Genomic DNA, 18175 nt, shown 5'->3' on the forward strand with positions numbered 1-18175 from the left:
CAAAGCACCGGAGCCTAAGTCGCGGGCGCGGCGGGCACCATCGAATTATCACCGCTTCGGGTGAGCCGTGGGCGCCATTCAGCCGGTCAGGTGGCGGTCCGCGGTGCGCGCCACCTCCGCTGACCGGTGCGCATGATGCGAGAGTTTCCCCGTGTGCGGCAGTTGCTCTCCCGGCGTACCGCGCGCACCCCCCGACACGACACCGTCCGTCGCAGTACAACCTCCGGCGGCGGCCGAGGAGTCCATACCGACATGAGCGGACAACGCACGGGCTGGCGCCGTGTCATCCCCACCTGGCGCACGGTGCTGGGCACCGGGCTGCTGTTCCTGCTGCTCGTCGTCGGCGGGATGATCGCCGGCTATCTGCTCGTCGGCATCCCGCCGGCGAACAGCGCCGCCAAGGCCCAGAGCAACATCTACCTCTACTCCGACGGCTCCGAGCTGGCCCACGACGGTGAGGTCAACCGGCAGAACGTCACCCTCAGCCAGATCCCCAAAACCGTCCAGCAGGCCGTACTCGCCGCCGAGGACCGCGACTTCTACTCCGAGTCGGCGGTCGACCCCGCCGCGATGGTCCGGGCCGCCTGGAACACCCTGACCGGCAAGGGCAAGCAGTCCGGCTCCACCATCACCCAGCAGTACGTGAAGAACTACTACCTCGGCCAGGAACAGACCCTCACCCGCAAGGCCAAGGAGTTCTTCATCGCCATCAAGCTGGACCGCGAGGTGAGCAAGGACAACATCCTGGAGGGCTACCTCAACTCCAGCTACTACGGCCGCAACGCCTACGGCATCCAGGCCGCCGCCCGGTCCTACTACGGCCGCGACGCGGAGCAGCTGACCACCGCCCAGGGCGCCTATCTCGCGTCCCTCCTCAACGCCCCCAGCGCCTACGACCTGACCGCCCACCCCGAGAACCGGCCGCGGGTGCTGGCGCGTTGGCACTACGTCCTGGACGGCATGGTCAAGAAGAAGTGGCTCACCCGCGCCGAGCGGGCCGCGCTGGAGTTCCCCGCGACGCGGCGCGCCAAAGCCTCCCCCGGGCTCTCGGGGCAGCGCGGCTACCTCGTCGAAGCGGTCAAGAACTACCTCTCCGACCACCACATCCTCGACGAGGACACCCTGCGCGGCGGCGGCTACCGCATCACCACCACCATCGGCAAGAAGCGCCAGAACGCCTTCGTCAAGGCGGTCAACACCCGGGTGATGGACCGGCTCGACGACTCCCGGAAGGCCGACCGCTACGTCCGGGCCGGCGGCGCCTCCATCGACCCCGCGAGCGGCCGGGTGGTGGCCCTCTACGGCGGTATCGACTACGCCAAGCAGTACGTCAACGGCGCCACCCGCCGGGACTACCAGGTCGGCTCCACCTTCAAGCCGATCGTCTTCGCCTCCGCGGTGGCGCACGGCTCCACCACCCAGGACGGCACCCGGATCACCCCGAACACCGTCTACGACGGCACCAACAAGCGGATGACGGTCAGTCACGGCCGCCCCACCGGCTTCGCCCCCGCCAACGAGGACGACCGCTCCTACGGCCCGATCACCGTCACCGAGGCCACCGACAAATCCGTCAACGCCGTCTACGCCCAGATGGGTATCGACGTCGGCCCCGCCAAGGTCAAGGCCACCGCCGTCGAGCTGGGCATCCCCGCCCGCACCCCCAGCCTCGCCTCCTCCCAGGGCGCCGTCTCGCTCGGCACCGCCACCCCCAGCGTCCTGGACATGACCCAGGTCTACGCCACCTTCGCCCACCACGGCAGCCACCGGCCGTACACCCTGGTCGACAAGGTCACCAAGGGCGAGGAGGAGATCGAACTGCCCGAGCGGGAGGAGACCAGGGCCGTCCCCCGGTCGGCCGCCGACACCACCACCGCGATCCTGCGCGGCGTCGTCGACGGCGGCACCGGCACCGCCGCCCAGGGCGCCGGGCGGCCCGCGGCCGGCAAGACCGGTACCGCCGAGGAGGACAAGGCGGCCTGGTTCGCCGGCTACACCCCCGAACTCGCCACCGTCGTCGCGGTGCTGGGCCAGAACCCGGAGACCGCCGCACAGGAGCCCCTGTACGGCGCGGGCGGGCTGTCCCGGGTCAACGGCGGCGACTACCCCGCCCAGATCTGGGCCGACTACACCGCGGCCGCGCTGGAAGGCCGCCCGGTCCGCGACTTCGACCTCCAGTTGGAGGCGGGCGCGGAGCCGTCCTCGCCCGAGCCGTCCGGCAGCGACTCGCCGTCGCCCAGCGCCTCGGGCAGCCCGTCCACCGAGCCGACGGACGCGCCCACCGGCACCGTCCCGCCCACCGGCGGCCCCACCCGGCCGACCGTCACACCCCCCACCCCGACCGCCCCCACCGAGCCCGGGCCGACCACACCCCCCACCGATGACTTCCCCACGGTCCAGCCCCAGAGCGATGTCCTGGAGCGGCAGATGGGGTGGGGGTGGAGCGGCTAGGGCACCCGGGGAGCGCGCTGCGTGGCGGCCGGGTGTCAGTGCCCCGACGTCGCCTTGAGTCCGACCACCGCGACCAGCAGCAGACAGATGAAGAAGATCCGGGCCGCGGTGGCCGGCTCGCCGAGCACCAGCATGCCGACCACCGCCGCCCCGGCCGCGCCGATGCCGACCCACACGCCGTAGGCGGTGCCGATCGGCAGGGTCCGGGCCGCGTACGAGAGCAGCAGCATGCTGGCGACGATGCCCGCGCCGGTGAACACACTGGGCCACAGCCGGGTGAAGCCGTCGGTGAATTTCATCCCGACCGACCAGCCGACCTCCAGCAGACCGGCGACCATGAGCAGAATCCAGGCCATGACGGCACCTCCGCGAAAGAGCTTCAACAGGGGTGCGTCGTCTTGTCCTGACCCGGTACGGCGCGTCTCGTCGGGTGACTCCCGAGGCTAGCAAAGGGCAGCGGAACGGGCGGTGACCCCGGTCACCGCCCGCGAGAACCCCTGGCCGGGGCGGACCCGCTACAGATACAGCCCGGTCGAGTCCTCCGCGCCCTCCAGCCGCTCCGCGGCCACCGCGTGCAGATCGCGCTCCCGCATGAGCACATACGCGACCCCGCGCACCTCGACCTCGGCCCGGTCCTCCGGGTCGTACAGCACCCGGTCCCCGACCTCCACGGTCCGCACGTTCTGCCCGACCGCGACCACCTCGGCCCAGGCCAGGCGGCGGCCGACCGCCGCGGTCGCGGGGATGACGATGCCCCCGGTCGAGCGGCGCTCGCCCTCGGGGATGTCCGTCCGGACCAGCACACGGTCGTGCAGCATCCGGATCGGCAGCTTGTCGTGGGTGTCCTTGGTGTTATTCGGGCTCACGGCATGACCGTACCTGCCCGGCGCCGCCCGGCGCGCACCGCGGGCCGCCCCGCGCCCGGCCGCGGCGGCCCATCGGCCCGGCCGCTAGCAACGCCGCCTGGCCCGCAGCGTCAGCAGGCCCACCACGGCGACGCCGATCACCGCCACCGGAATGATCCGCTCCAGCCGCGGCACCCCGTCCTCCGACACCAGCTGCGCCCGCACATCCGTCACCGCGCGGTTGGCGGCCACATAGGCCCGCCCCGCCGTACGGTCCATGGCGGCCGCCGCCCTGGCCTTCGCATCATCCATGATCGTCTTCGGGTGCAGCCGCACACCGATCTCGTCGAGCGTGACGGCGAGCTCCTGCCGCCTGCGGACGATGTCCGCCTCGATCTGCGCCGGGGTCCTGGCCTCCGCCACCGCGCTGCCTCCGTCGTCTCGCGCCGATGCGTACGGGTCCGGACTCTAGGTCCCGTACGGAACCGGCCACACCACTGACTGCCGATTCGTCATGGACAGTCTGTCAGCTCGGCCCCCCACACGCCCCACAGCACCCCCGTTTCGCAGCGCCGGGACGCCCCCGGCACCGCTCCGCGCCCCGGCTGGCTAATGTCGGGGCGTACGGACCCACCGAAGGAGAATCATGAGCGAGCGACTTCAGCCCGGCGACACGGCACCCGCCTTCACCCTGCCCGACGCGGACGGCAAGCAGGTCTCGCTCGCCGACCACAAGGGCCGCAAGGTCATCGTCTACTTCTACCCCGCCGCCCTGACCCCCGGCTGCACCAAGCAGGCGTGCGACTTCACCGACAACCTCGACTTCCTCGCCGGCCACGGCTACGACGTCATCGGCATCTCCCCCGACAAGCCGGAGAAGCTCGCCAAGTTCCGCGACAAGGAAGAGCTCAAGGTCACCCTCCTCGGCGACCCCGACAAGTCGGTCCTGGAGTCCTACGGCGCCTTCGGCGAGAAGAAGCTCTACGGCAAGACCGTCACCGGCGTCATCCGCTCCACCGTCATCCTCGACGAGGACGGCAAGGTCGAGCGCGCCCTCTACAACGTCAAGGCCACCGGCCACGTCGCGAAGATCATCAAGGACCTGGGGCTGTAGCCACCACCGCGGACGAGACCGCGGCCGGGAACATCACCTGCCGCCACCGCGTTACGGCCCCGAGGGGGCCCGCCCGTCCCCTACGGGGCCGCCCTTAGGGACACGCACCCTCGGAAGCCGGTGCCACCACCTGGTCCGGCAGTTCCAGCACGGCCGGCACCCCGCGTCAGGGTGGCCCGGGGCAGGAGCCGTTGTCGGTTTCGGCGAGTGGAATACCCATTCCCGGCACCGTCGCCGTATGGTCCGGCAATTCCAGCACGGCTTCGGCGCCGCCGTCCGCGGCGGCGCCGAAGTCCAGCCGGGCGCCCAGCACCTCCGCCTGGCCGGCCGCGATCGTCAGCCCCAGACCGTGCCCGGTCCCCCGCTCCGGCGCGGCCGTACGGAACCGCCGCGGCCCCTCGGCACACAACTCCGCCGGATACCCCGGACCGTGATCGCGCACCACGATCCGCGCACCCGCCACCACCACCTCGATCGGCGGCTTGCCGTGCTTGGCCGCGTTCGCCAGCAGATTCACCAGCACCCGCTCCACGCGGCGCCGGTCCGTCTCCACGATCCGCGGCTCCCCCTCCACCGTCACCGACACCTCGTCGGCCTCGTCGACCCCGCGCTGCCGCGCCGCCCTCGTCACGATCCCGCGCACCAGTGACGGCAGCTCACAGGCGTCCACATCCGCCCGCTCCACCCCCGCGTCCAGCCGGGACACCTCCAGCAGATCCTCCACCAGCCGCCGCATCGCCTGCGCCCGGTCCCGCACCAGCTCCACCGCCCGCGGCTGCGGCAGCAGTTCCGCGGCCGCCACCAGCCCGGCCACCGGCGTCCGCAGCTCATGCGCCACATCCGCGGTGAACTCCCGCTCCGCCTGCGCCTGGGCCGCCAGCGACGTCGCCATGTGATGCACGCTGCGGCCCAACTCGGCCACCTCGTCCCGGCCGTTGCTCGCCAGCGCGTCCGCGTCCGGCGGCGCACCCGCCGCGATCCGCCGCGCCGCCGCCGCACTCAGCCGCAGCCGCCGCGACAGCCGCTGCGCCACGAACCACGACACCCCCGCCATCAGCGTGACCGTGCCGCACCCCGCGATCAGCAGCGCCCGGTCCAGCGCCAGCTGCGCCGGATCGTCATCGGGATAGGCCGCCGACACCGACAGCGACCGCGTCGGCCTGCTGCCGTCGCGGCCGCCGACCCCGGTCGCCGCCCACACCCGCGGATCCTCACCACCGCTGACATACGTCCCCGACTGGTTCCGGAACACCGCCTCCCGCAACGGCGACGGCAGGGCCACGGCGTCCAGCTGCGCCCCCAGCGCCAGCGTGCCGTCCCGCTCGAAGATCTGAAGTGCCGAACTCAGCCGGTCGTCCTGGTAGGCCCGCGCCGACCGCTCCCGCTCCGCATCCGCTATGTGGTGCACGGCGAACCCGAGCACCACCACGGCCAGCGCGGTCATACAGGAAATGGCCAGCGCGATCCGGCCTCGAATGCCCATCACGCGAGGGTGTACATCTCCGTCGTGTCACCGAGCGGTGTGGACCCCTCGTACGTCACCTCCAGGCCGGTGAAGGCCAGTTCCCCGCCGACCCGCTCCGGGTCCCGCAGACGGAAGGTGGCCGGGAACCCGGCCTCCGTGCCCGTCCCGGCATCCGACCTCTCCACCTGCACCACACCCACCCCCAGAGCCTCCCGCGCACCGTAGTACTTCCACGCGATCGCGGTGGCCACCATCTCCGCATCCTCGCAGGTCAGCGTGATCACATGCGGCTTGGTCACCGGCCTGCCGCGCCCGCAGTCCCGGACCCCCGGCAGCCCCCCGGACGACGTGCCGCGGTCCTTCACGCCCTGCACCGCCGACGTCTTCGGCGCGGCGTCCACCGCCGACGCACGGCCCGGCGCCTGCCCCAGCCACACCCCGCCGGCCGCCAGCGCCGTCACCACGACAAAGGCCGTCAGCACGGTACGCCCCCGAACCCGGCGGGCCCCTTCGCGGTCCGTCATCACGCTCTCCTCCCGGGGACGACGCCCCGTACCCCCCACAGCAAACACGAATGCCGCGCCCTGCGCCGCCACTCTTCCGTCCCCGCCACACAGGCTGATTGCCTCAACGCTGCGGTGGGCACTCGGCTGTGTACCAGTCCTGTAACAAGGCCCGTCGCCCCTCTGGCGCCGCCCCGCCGCCGCCCGGTCACCGCCCCGCCCCGGTTCTCCGGACGGCCCAGCCGCGCGTGACGTACCTCAATTCGTCCGGCCAGAGTGGTTTGATTCGCGCTCCACTGCGCAGGCGCACCTGTCGTATCCCACCGCGCACCCCGCGCTGACCGACCGAGAGGACCGCCTCGTGCCGACCGGCAGCACCGAAGCCGACCCCGCTCCCGACCAGGACCGGGAGGCGCTCAAGCGCCACCGGGTGCTCTTCCGTGCCGTCGCGCGGCGCAAGAACCCCAAACTGCGGCGCACCGACATCACCGTCACCGACGAGCGCGTCGTCAAGCGCGCCGTGAAGGCCGCCGCGCTCGGTAACGCCATGGAGTGGTTCGACTTCGGGATCTACAGCTATCTCGCGGTCACCATCGGCAAGGTCTTCTTCCCCGGCGGCAGCGACACCACCAGCCTGCTGTCGTCCTTCGCGACCTTCGCCGTGGCCTTCCTCGTACGCCCCCTCGGCGGCGCCTACTTCGGCCCGCTCGGCGACCGCATCGGCCGCAAGAAGGTCCTCGCCCTCACCATGATCATGATGGCGCTGGGCACCCTCTGCATCGGCCTGATCCCGTCCTACGCCACCATCGGCTTCTGGTCGCCCGTCCTGCTCATCCTCTTCCGCCTGGTGCAGGGCTTCTCCACCGGCGGTGAGTACGGCGGCGCCTCCACCTTCATCGCCGAGTACGCCCCCGACAAGAAGCGCGGCTTCTTCGGCAGCTTCCTGGAGATGGGCACCCTCATCGGCTACACCGGCGCCGCCGGCATCGTGCTGCTGCTCAACACCACCCTCGGCGACGAGGCCATGCTCGACTGGGGCTGGCGCCTGCCGTTCCTGATCGCCGGCCCGCTCGGCCTGGTGGGTCTCTACCTCCGGGTCCGGCTCGACGAGACCCCCGCCTTCCAGAAGTTCGAGGCCGCCCAGACCCACGGCGGCGGCAACTCGGCCGTCGAGACCGAGGCCGAGTTCTCCCACCTCTCGGAGAACGCCCCCAAGAAGAAGATCAGCGAGATCTTCTCCCAGCAGTGGCCCACCCTCATCCTCTGCATCGCCCTGGTCGGCGCGTACAACATCACCGACTACATGCTGCTGTCGTACATGCCGACCTACCTGACGGACACCCTCCACTACGAGGAGTCCCACGGTCTGCTGATCCTCCTCGGCACCATGGCCGTCCTGATGTGCCTGATCAGCACCGTCGGCAAGCTGAACGACCACTACGGCCGCAAGCCGCTGCTGATGACCGGCATGGTCGGCTTCTTCGTCCTCGCGATCCCGGCCTTCCTCCTCGTCAAGCAGGGCAGCATCCCCGCGGTCTGCGCCGGCATGGCCCTCCTCGGCCTCTCCCTGGTCTGCCTCCTGGGCACCATGTCCGCCGCCCTCCCCGCCCTCTTCCCCACCAACGTCCGCTACGGCTCCCTCTCCATCGGCTACAACCTGGCGGTCTCCCTCTTCGGCGGCACCACCCCCCTGGTGATCACCGCCCTCATGGACGTCTTCGACAAGAACGTGATGGTCCCCGCCTACTACACGATGGGCGCCGCCCTCGTCGGCGTCATCGCCGTCGCCTGCATGAAGGAAACCGCCCAACAGCCCCTCGAAGGCTCCCCGCCCTCCGTGGCCACCAAGGAAGAAGCCGTCGAACTCATCGAGGCCCAGACCGCGGAACCGCGCTTCTGAGCCGCGCCACCTGGCACTTGGGGCCCCGGGGGACCTCCCCCGGGGCCCTTTCCGTCTCTTTCCGTCTCTTTCCGTCTCGCCGCCACCCGCCGTAACCGGCCCCGCATTCGATCGTTGTTCTGTTCGAGGGGCGCACGGGGGCCCGATGCGCGGAACGAGGGGGAATCATGCCGGTCAGTCCGTACACCCGGGAGCGGCTCGTAGAGGCGGCTTCGTCTTCGCGGACGCTCTCGGAGGCATTACTCAAACTCGGGGTGGATCCGAAGGGGACATCGCGGCGGTACCTCCGTGACCGAATGAGGTCGATGGGCGTGGACACTTCGCACTTCGAGCGTGAAGGGACGCGCTGGACCAGGGAGTTCCTCAAGGATGCGGTGGCGCTGTCGACGAACATGTGCGAGGTCTTACGACGGCTCGGTCTCGACCCCGTAGGCGGTCAGCACACCCACATCAGCCGACGCATCCAGAACCTGGGGATCGATACTTCGCACTTTTCTCCGGTCGGCCGGAGGAAATCCAAGGCTCGACGGCGGTGCAGTCCCGAGGAACTGCTCGTGTACGCAGAAAACCCCGGTCGACGAATGCCGAGCCACCGGCTCAAAGCTGCCATGCTCGCGCTCGGGGCGGACGAGCGTTGCGCCGTCTGCCGTACCGGCCCCGTCTGGCGCGATCGCCCGCTGCCGCTGGAGGTCGATCACATCGACGGAAACTGGCGTAACAACTGTCGGGAGAATCTGCGGTTGCTGTGCCCCAATTGCCACTCGGCCACGGATACCTACCGGGGGCGCAACAAAGGCAGCTGCCCCCGGGACACCGGAGCGCCGCAATGAGCGACAGCATCCGCTACACCCGGGCGCTGTTGACCGAGGCCGCAAGACGTTGCACGAACATCGACGAAGTCATCGCGTTCTGCGGCGGCCGCTCCTACCATCAGCTGCGGCGACATCTGTTCAGGCGCTTCGAGCACTTCGGAATCGATGTATCGCACTTCAAGCCCGTCGCACGGCGCGCCACTCATCTTCGCCGCCCCGGCAGGGACGACCTCCAAAAAGCCGTCAGCGCCGCTTCCTCCATCGCCGCTGCCCTGCGGAATCTGGAGAGGCCCGATAACTCGCGCAGTCGCGCGCTGTTCCATCGGTGGGTATCCGACCACGGCATCGACACGAGTCACTTCCTGGGACAGGCACATATGCGCGGGAAGCCGGGGACCACGCCGGTCAAGGAGCCTGAGGAGGTACTCGTGAAGCACTGCGGGAAGCGCCGGACAAGAACCGTGATGCTACGGCGAGCCCTGCGGCAGGTCGGCGTGCCGGAGGTATGCGCCGAGTGCGGGGCAGGCCCCGCATGGCATGGCAAGCCGATGACTCTGGAGATCGACCACATCAACGGCGACTGGCGCGACGACCGTCAGGAGAATGTGCGGTTTCTCTGTCCCAACTGCCATGCGGTCACCGACACTTGGTGCCGGGGCGGCCGACGGAAGCGATAGCTCTCAACATTCGCTCACCAACCAGTACTATGGCCGTGGCAAGCGGCCGTGATGGAATTGGCAGTCATGCTGGCTTTAGGTGCCAGTGGGGTAACACCCGTGAGGGTTCGAGTCCCTCCGGCCGCACACCTTGGATTCGAAGGCCCGGCCCCGCCGAAGCGCGGGGCCGGGCCTTCGCCATACATGTACGGGCCGCCTCAGCCCAGCAACTCCCGCACCACCGGTGCCAACGCCCGGAAAGCCTGGCCGCGGTGGCTGATGGCGTTTTTTTCGGCGGGGGTGAGTTCGGCGCAGGTACGGGTGTCGCCGAGGGGCTGGAGGATGGGGTCGTAGCCGAAGCCGCCGGTGCCGGTGGGGGTGTGGCGGAGGGTGCCGTCGAGGGTGCCCTCGACGACGCGTTCGGTGCCGTCGGGGAGGGCGAGGGCGGCGGCGCAGGCGAAGTGGGCGCCGCGGTGCTCGTCGGCGATGTCGCCGAGCTGGGCCAGGAGCAGGGTGAGGTTGGCCCGGTCGTCGCCGTGGGTTCCGGCCCAGCGGGCGGAGAAGATGCCGGGCGCGCCGCCGAGGACGTCGACGCAGAGGCCGGAGTCGTCGGCGACGGCGGGGTGGCCGGTGGCCCGGGCGAGGGCGTGGGCCTTCAGAAGGGCGTTCTCGGCGAAGGTGACGCCGGTTTCCTTGACGTCGGGGACGTCCGGGTAGGCGTCGGCGCCGACGAGTTCGATGTCGAGGTCGGCCGCCTCCAGGATCGCGCGGAGCTCGCTGACCTTGCCGGCGTTACGGGTGGCGAGGATGAGGCGGCGGGGGTGTGCGGAGGGTCCGCCGGTGTGAGTCTGCATGGGACCCGATTATCCCGGCTGTCCGGGCTATCCCGGGGTGCAGATCTTGGTCATCTGGCCGGTGCCGTCGACGATCGGCTGGATGTCGGGGGCCTTGTTGTTGTCGAGGTCCTTGCGGGCGGCCTTGATGCCGTCGTTCGTCTTGTCGATGGCCTTGGAGAGGTCGGGGTCACTCGCCTCCTTGCTGAGCTTGCGCAGGTTGGCGTCGATGTCGTCGAGGGCCTGCTGGGTCTTCCGCGGGTCGCTGACGGCGGTGTCCGCGGCCTGCTGGAGCTTGTCGACGGCGTTGACGACGGAGGAGGCGGTGTTGGCGCAGTCCATGGCCTTCTGGACCGCTCCGCAGGCGGAGAGCAGCGGTATCGCGAGGGTGGCGGCCGCCAGCGCGGCGACTGCGGTGGTGGCGCGGCGGCGCTGCGGGAGCGTGCGGGGGGCCATGGCGCGGGTTTCCTTCCCTTGGCAATGTGCGGGCAAAGGAAGAAACGCGGGGCGGGGTTGTTTTGGTTGCGCGGCGGCGCGAGATCCGTCAGCGCCCCGCCCCCGCCGGACGGACGGCCGTCCGTCAGAGGAGGCCGGTGCGGGTGAGCAGGATGGCGAGGACGACGACGAGGGTCCAGCCGAGGGCGTACTCCAGGAGCCGGGAGTCGTCCTGGGGCCCGCCGGTGCGGGCGCGGGTGCGGGGCGCGGTGGCAGCGGTGGTGGACATGGCTCCACAGTGCGGGTGCCGTGGTGGGTTTTCCAGAGCGGGAGGGCCCGTGAGAAAAGGGTCACAGGGGGCTCCTGGGGCGCGGGGAGGCCCCTGTGCCGCGTGGCCTCGCGCGGTGCAGACAGCGGCCCGCGCTCCGAGTCCCGGAGCGCGGGCCGTGTGCACCGCGGCGGATGCTCAGAGCGTGCGGGCCAGTGCCGCTCGCTGGGCGCCGTCGAGTTCGGCGCAGCCGGCGACGGCGAGGTCGAGGAGGGCGTTGAGTTCGTCGCGGGCGAAGGGCTCGGCCTCGGCGGTGCCCTGGACCTCGACGAAGCGGCCGTCGCCGGTGCAGACGACGTTCATGTCGGTCTCGGCGCGGACGTCCTCCTCGTAGCAGAGGTCGAGGAGGGGGGTGCCGTCGACGATGCCGACGCTGACGGCGGAGACGGTGCCGGTGAGGGGCTTGCGGCCGTGGCGGATGAGCTTCTTGCCCTGGGCCCAGGCGATGGCGTCGGCGAGGGCGACGTAGGCGCCGGTGATGGCGGCGGTGCGGGTGCCGCCGTCGGCCTGGAGGACGTCGCAGTCCAGGACGATGGTGTTCTCGCCGAGGGCCTTGTAGTCGATGACGGCGCGCAGGGAGCGGCCGATGAGGCGGCTGATCTCGTGGGTGCGGCCGCCGATCTTGCCGCGTACGGATTCCCGGTCGCCGCGGGTGTTGGTGGAGCGGGGCAGCATCGAGTATTCGGCGGTGACCCAGCCCTCGCCGGTGCCCTTGCGCCAGCGCGGGACGCCTTCGGTGACGGAGGCGGTGCAGAAGACTTTGGTGTCGCCGAAGGAGATGAGGACGGAGCCTTCGGCGTGCTTGCTCCAGCCGCGTTCGATGGTGACCGGGCGGAGCTGTTCGGGGGTGCGGCCGTCGATGCGAGACATGGCGTAGACCCTATCGGGAACGGCGAGGGCCCCACTCCGGGGCGGTGGTTTCCGGGGCGGGGCCTTCGGGAGTGAGCGGGGGTCAGCTCACATCATGTCTTCGATCTCGGCGGCGATGGGGTCCGCGTCGGTGCCGATGACGACCTGGATCGCGGTGCCCATCTTGACGACGCCATGGGCGCCGGCGGCCTTGAGGGCGGCCTCGTCGACGAGGGAGGAGTCCACGACCTCGGTGCGGAGGCGGGTGATGCAGCCCTCGACCTCTTCGATGTTGTCGAGTCCGCCGAGCCCGGCGACGATCTTCTCAGCCTTGCTGGCCATGTCCACTCCTGCTTGTCTCGGCCGCCGGCGATGCCGCCGTGCGGTTTTCACACCGTAACGCACGTTCAGCCCAACTATGTGGGCGTTTGTCCGCTGTCTGACGAAGGATGGCGATCACCGGAGTGCGCGCCGGACAGCCGGAAGTCCGGCGGCGGCGCACCCCCCGAAAGTGGTCTACACCACCAGTATGCGGCAAGCACCGGGCCGGCTCTCGACGGGCCGGCCGCCGGGAGGACAGGGATGAGTGCGAACGCAGCGGCGGCGCCGAGGAGGAACTGGGCGTCGAACCTCTTCCAGGGCCTACAGAAGATGGGGCGCAGTCTCCAGCTGCCGATTGCCGTCCTGCCCGCCGCGGGGATTCTCAACCGCCTTGGCCAGCCGGATGTGTTCGGCGCGGACGGGCTGGGCTGGGACGCGGTCGGCAAGGTGTTCGCGGCCGCCGGCGGTGCGCTGCTGGATTCCGGGCTCGGTCTGCCGCTGCTGTTCTGTATCGGTGTGGCGATCGGGATGGCCAAGAAGTCCGACGGGTCGACGGCGCTGGCGGCGGTGACCGGTTTCCTCGTCTACTTCTCGGTGCTGCACGCGTTTCCGCAGGGCTGCTCCGCGGGCCAGGTGTACACCCAGGCAGGCCTGTGGAGCGGGGTCTGCGTGGACAGGACCAACACGGTGACCCAGGCCGCCTTCCAGAACCCGGGGGTCTTCGGCGGCATCGTCATGGGCTTTCTGTCCGCCTGGCTCTGGCAGCGCTTCCACCGGGTGAAGCTGGTCGACTGGCTGGGGTTCTTCAACGGCCGCCGGCTGGTCCCGATCATCATGGCCTTCGTCGGCCTGGTCTTCGCGGTGCTGTGCCTGTTCGTCTGGCAGCCGATCGGCAATGCGCTGACGAGCTTCAGCGAGTGGCTGACGGGACTGGGCGCGTGGGGCTCCGGAATCTTCGGCGTCGCCAACCGCGCCCTGCTGGTGATCGGCCTGCACCAGTTCCTGAACACCTTCGTCTGGTTCCAGTTCGGCAGTTTCACCAAGCCGGACGGCACGGTCGTCCACGGTGACATCAACCGGTTCCTGGCGGGCGACCCGGACGCGGGGCAGTTCACCACCGGGTTCTTCCCGATCATGATGTTCGCGCTGCCGGCCGCGGCGCTGGCGATCGCGCACTGCGCCAAGCCGCATCGCCGCAAGGAGATCGCGGGCATGATGCTGTCGGTCGGCCTGACGTCGTTCGTGACGGGCGTGACCGAGCCGATCGAGTACTCCTTCCTGTTCGTGGCGCCGCTGCTGTACGTGCTGCACGCGCTGCTGACGGGTGTGTCGATGGGGGTGAGCTGGGCGCTGGGCGTCCACGACAGCTTCAGCTTCTCTGCGGGACTGATCGACTACGTCATCAACTGGGGCCTGGCCACCAAACCCTGGCTGATCATTCCCATCGGCCTGTGTTTCGCGGTGGTCTACTACGCCCTCTTCCGCTTCCTGATCACCAAATTCAATCTGTCGACGCCCGGCCGCGAGCCGGATGAGGTGGGGGACGCGATGGAGCGGGAGAACGTGAAGTAGCGCCACCGGATCGCCGCCGGATCACTGCCGGAACGCCGCCGGAAGTGGCCGTACATGGGCCGCCGACCGGCCCGGCGCGCTGCGCCCGCCGGCCCCTGGGTCCCGTGCCCCGGGGGCCGGTTGCCATGTGGTCCACACCACTTGGAAGAATGAATTCCTTTGGATTCCTTTATGTCGGGACTACGTGCTAAGAATGGTCTAAACCACTAGTGGTGTAGACCAAGGTGTAGACCAAGCGCGGGCCGTCCCCCCTTTGAGCGCCCGCCTCACCAGGAGGAATCCGATGAGTTCGGCCACCGCTACGGCGGCTCCCGACAAGCAGGGTCGCGGCTCCCGCGCCATGGCAGTGGCCCAACGGATCGGCCGCAGTCTGATGCTGCCGATCGCCACGCTTCCCGCGGCGGCGCTGATGGTGCGGCTCGGCCAGCCGGACATGCTCGGCCGGGAGTCGCTGCCCGCCTTCCTGAACAAGATCGCCGAGTTCATGGCGGCCGGTGGCGGCGCGCTGCTCGACAACATGCCGCTGCTCTTCGCCGTGGGCATCGCGATCGGCTTCGCCAAGAAGTCCGACGGCTCCACCGGTCTGGCCGCGGTCGTCGGCTACCTGGTCTTCAAGCAGGTGCTGGGCACCTTCAAGGACGCCAACCTGCCCACGGTCCAGGAGGTCGTGGACGGCAAGATAGCCGACGTCGCCCCGCCGGTGGACGCCGGTGTGCTGGGCGGCGTCGTGATGGGTCTCGTGGTCGCGCTGCTCTACCAGCGCTACAGCCGCAAGAAGCTGCCCGACTGGCTCGGCTTCTTCGGCGGGCGCCGTCTGGTGCCCATCCTCTCCGCCTTCGCGGGTCTCGTCATCGGCATCGTCTTCGGCTACATCTGGCCGGTGCTCGGGTCCGGGCTGCACAGCTTCGGTGCCTGGCTCGTCGGCTCGGGCGCGGTGGGCGCCGGCATCTTCGGTGTCGCCAACCGTGCGCTGATCCCGGTCGGCATGCACCACCTGCTCAACTCCTTCCCGTGGTTCCAGGCCGGTGACTACGAGGGCAAGCACGGCGACATCGCCCGCTTCCTGGCCCACGACCCCTCGGCCGGACAGTTCATGACCGGCTTCTTCCCGATCATGATGTTCGCCCTGCCGGCCGCCTGCCTGGCGATCGTGCACTGTGCCCGGCCCGAGCGCCGCAAGGTCGTCGGCGGCATGATGTTCTCCATCGCGCTGACCGCCTTCATCACCGGCGTCACCGAGCCGATCGAGTTCACCTTCATGTTCATCGCCCCGGTGCTGTACGCCATCCACGCGGTGCTGACCGGTGTCTCCATGGCGCTCACCTGGGCGCTGGGCATGAAGGACGGCTTCGGCTTCTCGGCCGGCGCGATCGACTTCGTCCTGAACCTCGGGATCGCCACCAAGCCGTGGCTGCTCGCCCTCACGGGGCTGGCCTTCGCGGCGCTTTACTACACCGTGTTCCGGTTCGCGATCGTCAAGTTCAACCTGCCGACCCCGGGCCGCGAGCCCGAGGAGGAGATCGCCGCGGAGGACAAGGCCCAGTACAAGGGCTGAGCCACCACCGCCCGGCGGCGGGCGAGGACACGGCGAAGGCCCCCGGAATCCCTGCGATTCCGGGGGCCTTCGCCATGGCGGGACGCGCCTGCCGTGCGCTCAGATTTCGTAGACCGCGCCCGCCTTGGCGGCCTCGACCGGGCCGTCGTAGACCTTCTGGGCGTCGCGGATGCTGATGTCCGGGTCGGTCCACGGCGGGATGTGCGTCAGCACCAGCCGCCCGACGCCGGCCCGCCGGGCGCTCTCGCCGGCCTCCCGGCCGTTGAGGTGCAGATCCGGGATGTCTTCCTTGCCGTACGTGAAGGACGCCTCGCACAGGAAGAAGTCGGCGCCCTCGGCGAGCGACTCCATTGCCGCGCAGGGGCCGGTGTCGCCGGAGTACGTCAGGGTGCGGCCGCCGTGCTCGATGCGGAAGCCGAACGCCTCGACCGGGTGGCTGACGTGTGCCGTACGGATCGTGAACGGGCCGATGGTGAAGGTGCCGGGGGTCAGCGTGCGGAACTCGAAGACCTCGCTCATCGCGCCCTCGTGCGGCACATCGGCGTGTGCGACGGTCAGCCGCTGCTCGGTGCCGGCCGGCCCGTAGACCGGCATCGGCGCACAACGCCCGCCGTCCGGGCGGTAATAGCGGACGACGAAATAGCCGCACAAATCGATGCAGTGGTCCGCATGCAGATGCGACAGCAGCACGGCATCCAGGTCATAGAGGCCGGTGTGGCGCTGCAACTCGCCCAGGGCGCCATTGCCCATGTCGAGGAGCAGCCTGAAGCCGTCGGCCTCCAGGAGGTAGCTCGAGCAGGCCGATTCCATGGAAGGGAACGACCCCGAGCATCCGACGACAGTGAGCTTCATACGGGCGTGAACCTCCGTGGGCGGGGGCGGCGGTCAGGGGCCTCCCCCTGCTCGAACCCAGTTGAGCGCTCGGGGAAGGTCCGGGCGGGTGTCCCGGCGGGCCCTGCCGGGGTGGTGCCGGATCCTTGGCGGTCTGTGCGGTGCCCACGAGCGTAAGCCGCAAAAGGTCCTGTGGCGCCTCCAGCGGGGCGAGCTGTGGGCGGAATCACCAGTCTGGGCTGTCGCCCCGCACGCCCGTACGCCCGTACGCACCGGCCGGTGCCGCCGCGGCGGAATGCCGGCCCGCCGCCGTCCGCGGAGTGCCCCCGGTCCTCACCCGGGGGCATCCCGGAATTCCGCCCCGTGCTAGGCCCAGAGCTGGCCCTGGAGGGTGGCAATGGCCGCCTCGGTCGATTCGGCGGTGTAGACGCCGGTGGAGAGGTACTTCCAGCCGCCGTCGGCGACCACGAAGACGATGTCGGCTGGCTCCCCCGCCTTGACCGCCTTCTTGGCGACGCCGATCGCGGCGTGCAGTGCCGCGCCGGTGGAGATGCCCGCGAAGATGCCTTCCTCGGCGAGGAGTTCACGGGTACGGCGGACCGCGTCCTCGGAGCCGACCGAGAAGCGGGTGGTGAGCACGGACTCGTCGTAGAGCTCGGGGATGAAGCCCTCGTCGAGGTTGCGCAGACCGTAGACGACATCGTCGTAGCGCGGTTCGGCGGCGACGATCTGGACGCCGGGGACCTGCTCGCGCAGATAGCGGCCGACGCCCATGAGCGTGCCGGTGGTGCCCAGGCCGGCCACGAAGTGGGTGACGGAGGGGAGGTCGGCGAGGATCTCCGGGCCGGTGGTGGCGTAGTGCGCACCGGCGTTGTCGGGGTTGCCGTACTGGTAGAGCATCACCCAGTCGGGGTGCTCGGCGGACAGCTCCTTGGCGACCCTGACGGCGGTGTTGGAGCCGCCGGCCGCGGGCGAGGAGATGATCTCGGCACCCCACATGGCGAGCAGCTCGCGCCGCTCGGAGGAGGTGTTCTCCGGCATGACGCACACGATGCGGTAGCCCTTGAGCTTGGCCGCCATGGCGAGCGAGATGCCGGTGTTGCCGCTGGTCGGTTCGAGGATGGTGCAGCCGGGGGTGAGCCGGCCGTCCTTCTCGGCCTGTTCGATCATGTGCAGCGCGGGCCGGTCCTTGACCGAGCCCGTGGGGTTGCGGTCCTCCAGCTTCGCCCAGATGCGGACGTCGTCGGAGGGGGAGAGGCGCGGGAGGCGGACGAGAGGGGTGTTCCCGACCGCCGCCAGCGGAGAGTCGTAACGCATCAGCGCATGCCGCCGGCCACAGCCGGGAGGATCGTGACGCTGTCGCCGTCGGCCAGCTTGGTGGAGATGCCCTCCAGGAAGCGGACGTCCTCGTCGTTGAGGTAGACGTTCACGAAGCGGCGCAGCTGCTCGCCGTCGACCAGGCGCTCGCGGATACCGGTGTGCCGGCTCTCCAGGTCGGTGAAGAGGTCGGCGAGGGTGTCTCCGCTGCCCTCGACGGCCTTCTGGCCGTCGGTGTAGGTGCGCAGGATGGTCGGGATTCGGACCTCGATGGCCATGGGAGTGCTCCTGTGGGAGTGCGGTGGCGGATGCGGTGCGTCCCGGGTGCACGGCGGTCGGCAGGCCGGGAGGGCGTCGGGTGACGCGGGAGGTGCGGGGGTCGCGCGGG

20 protein-coding genes, 1 tRNA gene and 1 riboswitch are annotated in these 18175 nt (G+C 70.1%); of the genes, 8 read left to right on the top strand and 13 right to left on the bottom strand.

What is annotated here, in order from left to right; all coding sequences use genetic code 11:
- The first annotated feature begins 252 nt into the window (after positions 1-252).
- Positions 253-2451, top strand: a complete 2199-nt coding sequence (locus tag ACFWJW_RS18215; protein ID WP_387241803.1) for a transglycosylase domain-containing protein — start codon at positions 253-255, stop codon at positions 2449-2451.
- 35 nt (positions 2452-2486) lie between these two features.
- On the opposite strand, the gene ACFWJW_RS18220 is transcribed toward ACFWJW_RS18215, so the two are convergent.
- From ACFWJW_RS18220 to ACFWJW_RS18230, 3 genes are all read right to left on the bottom strand, one after another.
- The gene (locus ACFWJW_RS18220; RefSeq protein ID WP_128508467.1) at positions 2487-2807 is read right to left on the bottom strand and encodes a multidrug efflux SMR transporter; all 321 of its coding nucleotides are present in this window, start codon (positions 2805-2807) and stop codon (positions 2487-2489) included.
- 31 nt (positions 2808-2838) lie between these two features.
- Positions 2839-2904, bottom strand: a riboswitch (guanidine-III (ykkC-III) riboswitch).
- A gap of 62 nt (positions 2905-2966) precedes the next feature.
- Positions 2967-3269, bottom strand: coding sequence for a co-chaperone GroES (locus ACFWJW_RS18225; RefSeq protein ID WP_042155576.1), 303 nt, complete (start codon positions 3267-3269; stop codon positions 2967-2969).
- A 132-nt stretch (positions 3270-3401) separates the two neighbouring features.
- Positions 3402-3719 (bottom strand): DUF3618 domain-containing protein, encoded by a 318-nt coding sequence (locus ACFWJW_RS18230; protein WP_387241807.1) that lies wholly within the window; start codon positions 3717-3719, stop codon positions 3402-3404.
- 223 nt (positions 3720-3942) lie between these two features.
- Between ACFWJW_RS18230 and bcp the strand changes: the two genes are divergently transcribed.
- Positions 3943-4410, top strand: coding sequence for a thioredoxin-dependent thiol peroxidase (gene bcp / locus ACFWJW_RS18235; protein ID WP_387241810.1), 468 nt, complete (start codon positions 3943-3945; stop codon positions 4408-4410).
- A gap of 166 nt (positions 4411-4576) precedes the next feature.
- Here bcp and ACFWJW_RS18240 read toward each other — a convergent pair whose 3' ends face one another.
- Both ACFWJW_RS18240 and ACFWJW_RS18245 read right to left on the bottom strand, forming a co-directional pair.
- Positions 4577-5893: a sensor histidine kinase gene (locus ACFWJW_RS18240; RefSeq protein WP_387241814.1), complete on the bottom strand. Its 1317-nt coding sequence runs from the start codon at positions 5891-5893 to the stop codon at positions 4577-4579.
- Entirely contained in the window at positions 5893-6399 is a 507-nt protein-coding gene (locus tag ACFWJW_RS18245) for a hypothetical protein (protein ID WP_387241817.1), read from the bottom strand. The genes ACFWJW_RS18240 and ACFWJW_RS18245 overlap by 1 nt, the downstream gene beginning before the upstream one ends.
- Positions 6400-6739: 340 nt before the next feature.
- On the opposite strand from ACFWJW_RS18245, the gene ACFWJW_RS18250 reads away from it, so the two are divergent.
- From ACFWJW_RS18250 to ACFWJW_RS18265, 4 genes are all read left to right on the top strand, one after another.
- Positions 6740-8278 (top strand): MFS transporter, encoded by a 1539-nt coding sequence (locus ACFWJW_RS18250; RefSeq protein ID WP_387241820.1) that lies wholly within the window; start codon positions 6740-6742, stop codon positions 8276-8278.
- Between the two features lie 167 nt (positions 8279-8445).
- A complete protein-coding gene (locus tag ACFWJW_RS18255) occupies positions 8446-9108 on the top strand; it encodes an HNH endonuclease signature motif containing protein (protein WP_387241823.1) in 663 nt (220 codons plus the stop codon).
- Entirely contained in the window at positions 9105-9767 is a 663-nt protein-coding gene (locus ACFWJW_RS18260) for an HNH endonuclease (RefSeq protein WP_387241826.1), read from the top strand. Before ACFWJW_RS18255 ends, ACFWJW_RS18260 begins: the two co-directional genes overlap by 4 nt.
- Before the next feature lie 42 nt (positions 9768-9809).
- Positions 9810-9893 (top strand) — tRNA-Leu (locus ACFWJW_RS18265).
- Positions 9894-9964: 71 nt separating this feature from the next.
- Here ACFWJW_RS18265 and rdgB read toward each other — a convergent pair.
- The 5 genes from rdgB to ACFWJW_RS18290 form a co-directional block, all read right to left on the bottom strand.
- Positions 9965-10600, bottom strand: a complete 636-nt coding sequence (rdgB, locus tag ACFWJW_RS18270; RefSeq protein ID WP_387241828.1) for an RdgB/HAM1 family non-canonical purine NTP pyrophosphatase — start codon at positions 10598-10600, stop codon at positions 9965-9967.
- A 27-nt stretch (positions 10601-10627) separates the two neighbouring features.
- Positions 10628-11035 (bottom strand): hypothetical protein, encoded by a 408-nt coding sequence (locus tag ACFWJW_RS18275; protein WP_387241831.1) that lies wholly within the window; start codon positions 11033-11035, stop codon positions 10628-10630.
- Positions 11036-11159: 124 nt separating this feature from the next.
- Positions 11160-11303, bottom strand: a complete 144-nt coding sequence (locus tag ACFWJW_RS18280) for an SCO1431 family membrane protein (RefSeq protein ID WP_387241834.1) — start codon at positions 11301-11303, stop codon at positions 11160-11162.
- 177 nt (positions 11304-11480) lie between these two features.
- The gene (rph, locus tag ACFWJW_RS18285) at positions 11481-12212 is read right to left on the bottom strand and encodes a ribonuclease PH (protein ID WP_387241837.1); all 732 of its coding nucleotides are present in this window, start codon (positions 12210-12212) and stop codon (positions 11481-11483) included.
- Positions 12213-12299: 87 nt separating this feature from the next.
- Positions 12300-12533: a glucose PTS transporter subunit EIIB gene (locus ACFWJW_RS18290; protein WP_018091307.1), complete on the bottom strand. Its 234-nt coding sequence runs from the start codon at positions 12531-12533 to the stop codon at positions 12300-12302.
- Between the two features lie 240 nt (positions 12534-12773).
- On the opposite strand from ACFWJW_RS18290, the gene ACFWJW_RS18295 reads away from it, so the two are divergent.
- Together ACFWJW_RS18295 and ACFWJW_RS18300 are read left to right on the top strand one after the other, a co-directional pair.
- The gene (locus tag ACFWJW_RS18295; RefSeq protein ID WP_387241842.1) at positions 12774-14084 is read left to right on the top strand and encodes a PTS transporter subunit EIIC; all 1311 of its coding nucleotides are present in this window, start codon (positions 12774-12776) and stop codon (positions 14082-14084) included.
- Between the two features lie 283 nt (positions 14085-14367).
- Positions 14368-15639, top strand: a complete 1272-nt coding sequence (locus tag ACFWJW_RS18300; protein ID WP_387241845.1) for a PTS transporter subunit EIIC — start codon at positions 14368-14370, stop codon at positions 15637-15639.
- Positions 15640-15738: 99 nt separating this feature from the next.
- Here ACFWJW_RS18300 and ACFWJW_RS18305 read toward each other — a convergent pair whose 3' ends face one another.
- The 3 genes from ACFWJW_RS18305 to ACFWJW_RS18315 form a co-directional block, all read right to left on the bottom strand.
- On the bottom strand, positions 15739-16491 hold the full coding sequence (locus tag ACFWJW_RS18305) for an MBL fold metallo-hydrolase (RefSeq protein ID WP_387241848.1): 753 nt from the start codon (positions 16489-16491) through the stop codon (positions 15739-15741).
- 345 nt (positions 16492-16836) lie between these two features.
- Entirely contained in the window at positions 16837-17787 is a 951-nt protein-coding gene (locus ACFWJW_RS18310; protein ID WP_387241851.1) for a PLP-dependent cysteine synthase family protein, read from the bottom strand.
- Positions 17787-18065 carry a MoaD/ThiS family protein gene (locus ACFWJW_RS18315; protein WP_387241854.1) on the bottom strand — a complete coding sequence of 93 codons (279 nt, stop codon included), beginning with the start codon at positions 18063-18065 and terminating at the stop codon, positions 17787-17789. Before ACFWJW_RS18315 ends, ACFWJW_RS18310 begins: the two co-directional genes overlap by 1 nt.
- Between the last annotated feature and the right edge of the window lie 110 nt (positions 18066-18175).

It is taken from the genome of Streptomyces sp. NPDC127097, from assembly GCF_042724075.1.
Lineage (GTDB): Bacteria > Actinomycetota > Actinomycetes > Streptomycetales > Streptomycetaceae > Streptomyces.

Bases quoted from the DNA above. Each gene is read 5' to 3' on its own strand.
- ACFWJW_RS18260 (WP_387241826.1), top strand. From the start codon at position 9,105: ATGAGCGACAGCATCCGCTACACCCGGGCGCTGTTGACCGAGGCCGCA.
- ACFWJW_RS18315 (WP_387241854.1), bottom strand. From the start codon at position 18,065: ATGGCCATCGAGGTCCGAATCCCGACCATCCTGCGCACCTACACCGAC.
- ACFWJW_RS18220 (WP_128508467.1), bottom strand. From the start codon at position 2,807: ATGGCCTGGATTCTGCTCATGGTCGCCGGTCTGCTGGAGGTCGGCTGG.
- rph (WP_387241837.1), bottom strand. From the start codon at position 12,212: ATGTCTCGCATCGACGGCCGCACCCCCGAACAGCTCCGCCCGGTCACC.
- rdgB (WP_387241828.1), bottom strand. From the start codon at position 10,600: ATGCAGACTCACACCGGCGGACCCTCCGCACACCCCCGCCGCCTCATC.
- ACFWJW_RS18275 (WP_387241831.1), bottom strand. From the start codon at position 11,035: ATGGCCCCCCGCACGCTCCCGCAGCGCCGCCGCGCCACCACCGCAGTC.
- bcp (WP_387241810.1), top strand. From the start codon at position 3,943: ATGAGCGAGCGACTTCAGCCCGGCGACACGGCACCCGCCTTCACCCTG.
- ACFWJW_RS18255 (WP_387241823.1), top strand. From the start codon at position 8,446: ATGCCGGTCAGTCCGTACACCCGGGAGCGGCTCGTAGAGGCGGCTTCG.
- ACFWJW_RS18240 (WP_387241814.1), bottom strand. From the start codon at position 5,893: ATGGGCATTCGAGGCCGGATCGCGCTGGCCATTTCCTGTATGACCGCG.
- ACFWJW_RS18310 (WP_387241851.1), bottom strand. From the start codon at position 17,787: ATGCGTTACGACTCTCCGCTGGCGGCGGTCGGGAACACCCCTCTCGTC.
- ACFWJW_RS18300 (WP_387241845.1), top strand. From the start codon at position 14,368: ATGAGTTCGGCCACCGCTACGGCGGCTCCCGACAAGCAGGGTCGCGGC.
- ACFWJW_RS18295 (WP_387241842.1), top strand. From the start codon at position 12,774: ATGAGTGCGAACGCAGCGGCGGCGCCGAGGAGGAACTGGGCGTCGAAC.
- ACFWJW_RS18215 (WP_387241803.1), top strand. From the start codon at position 253: ATGAGCGGACAACGCACGGGCTGGCGCCGTGTCATCCCCACCTGGCGC.
- ACFWJW_RS18280 (WP_387241834.1), bottom strand. From the start codon at position 11,303: ATGTCCACCACCGCTGCCACCGCGCCCCGCACCCGCGCCCGCACCGGC.
- ACFWJW_RS18245 (WP_387241817.1), bottom strand. From the start codon at position 6,399: ATGACGGACCGCGAAGGGGCCCGCCGGGTTCGGGGGCGTACCGTGCTG.
- ACFWJW_RS18305 (WP_387241848.1), bottom strand. From the start codon at position 16,491: ATGAAGCTCACTGTCGTCGGATGCTCGGGGTCGTTCCCTTCCATGGAA.
- ACFWJW_RS18225 (WP_042155576.1), bottom strand. From the start codon at position 3,269: ATGCTGCACGACCGTGTGCTGGTCCGGACGGACATCCCCGAGGGCGAG.
- ACFWJW_RS18290 (WP_018091307.1), bottom strand. From the start codon at position 12,533: ATGGCCAGCAAGGCTGAGAAGATCGTCGCCGGGCTCGGCGGACTCGAC.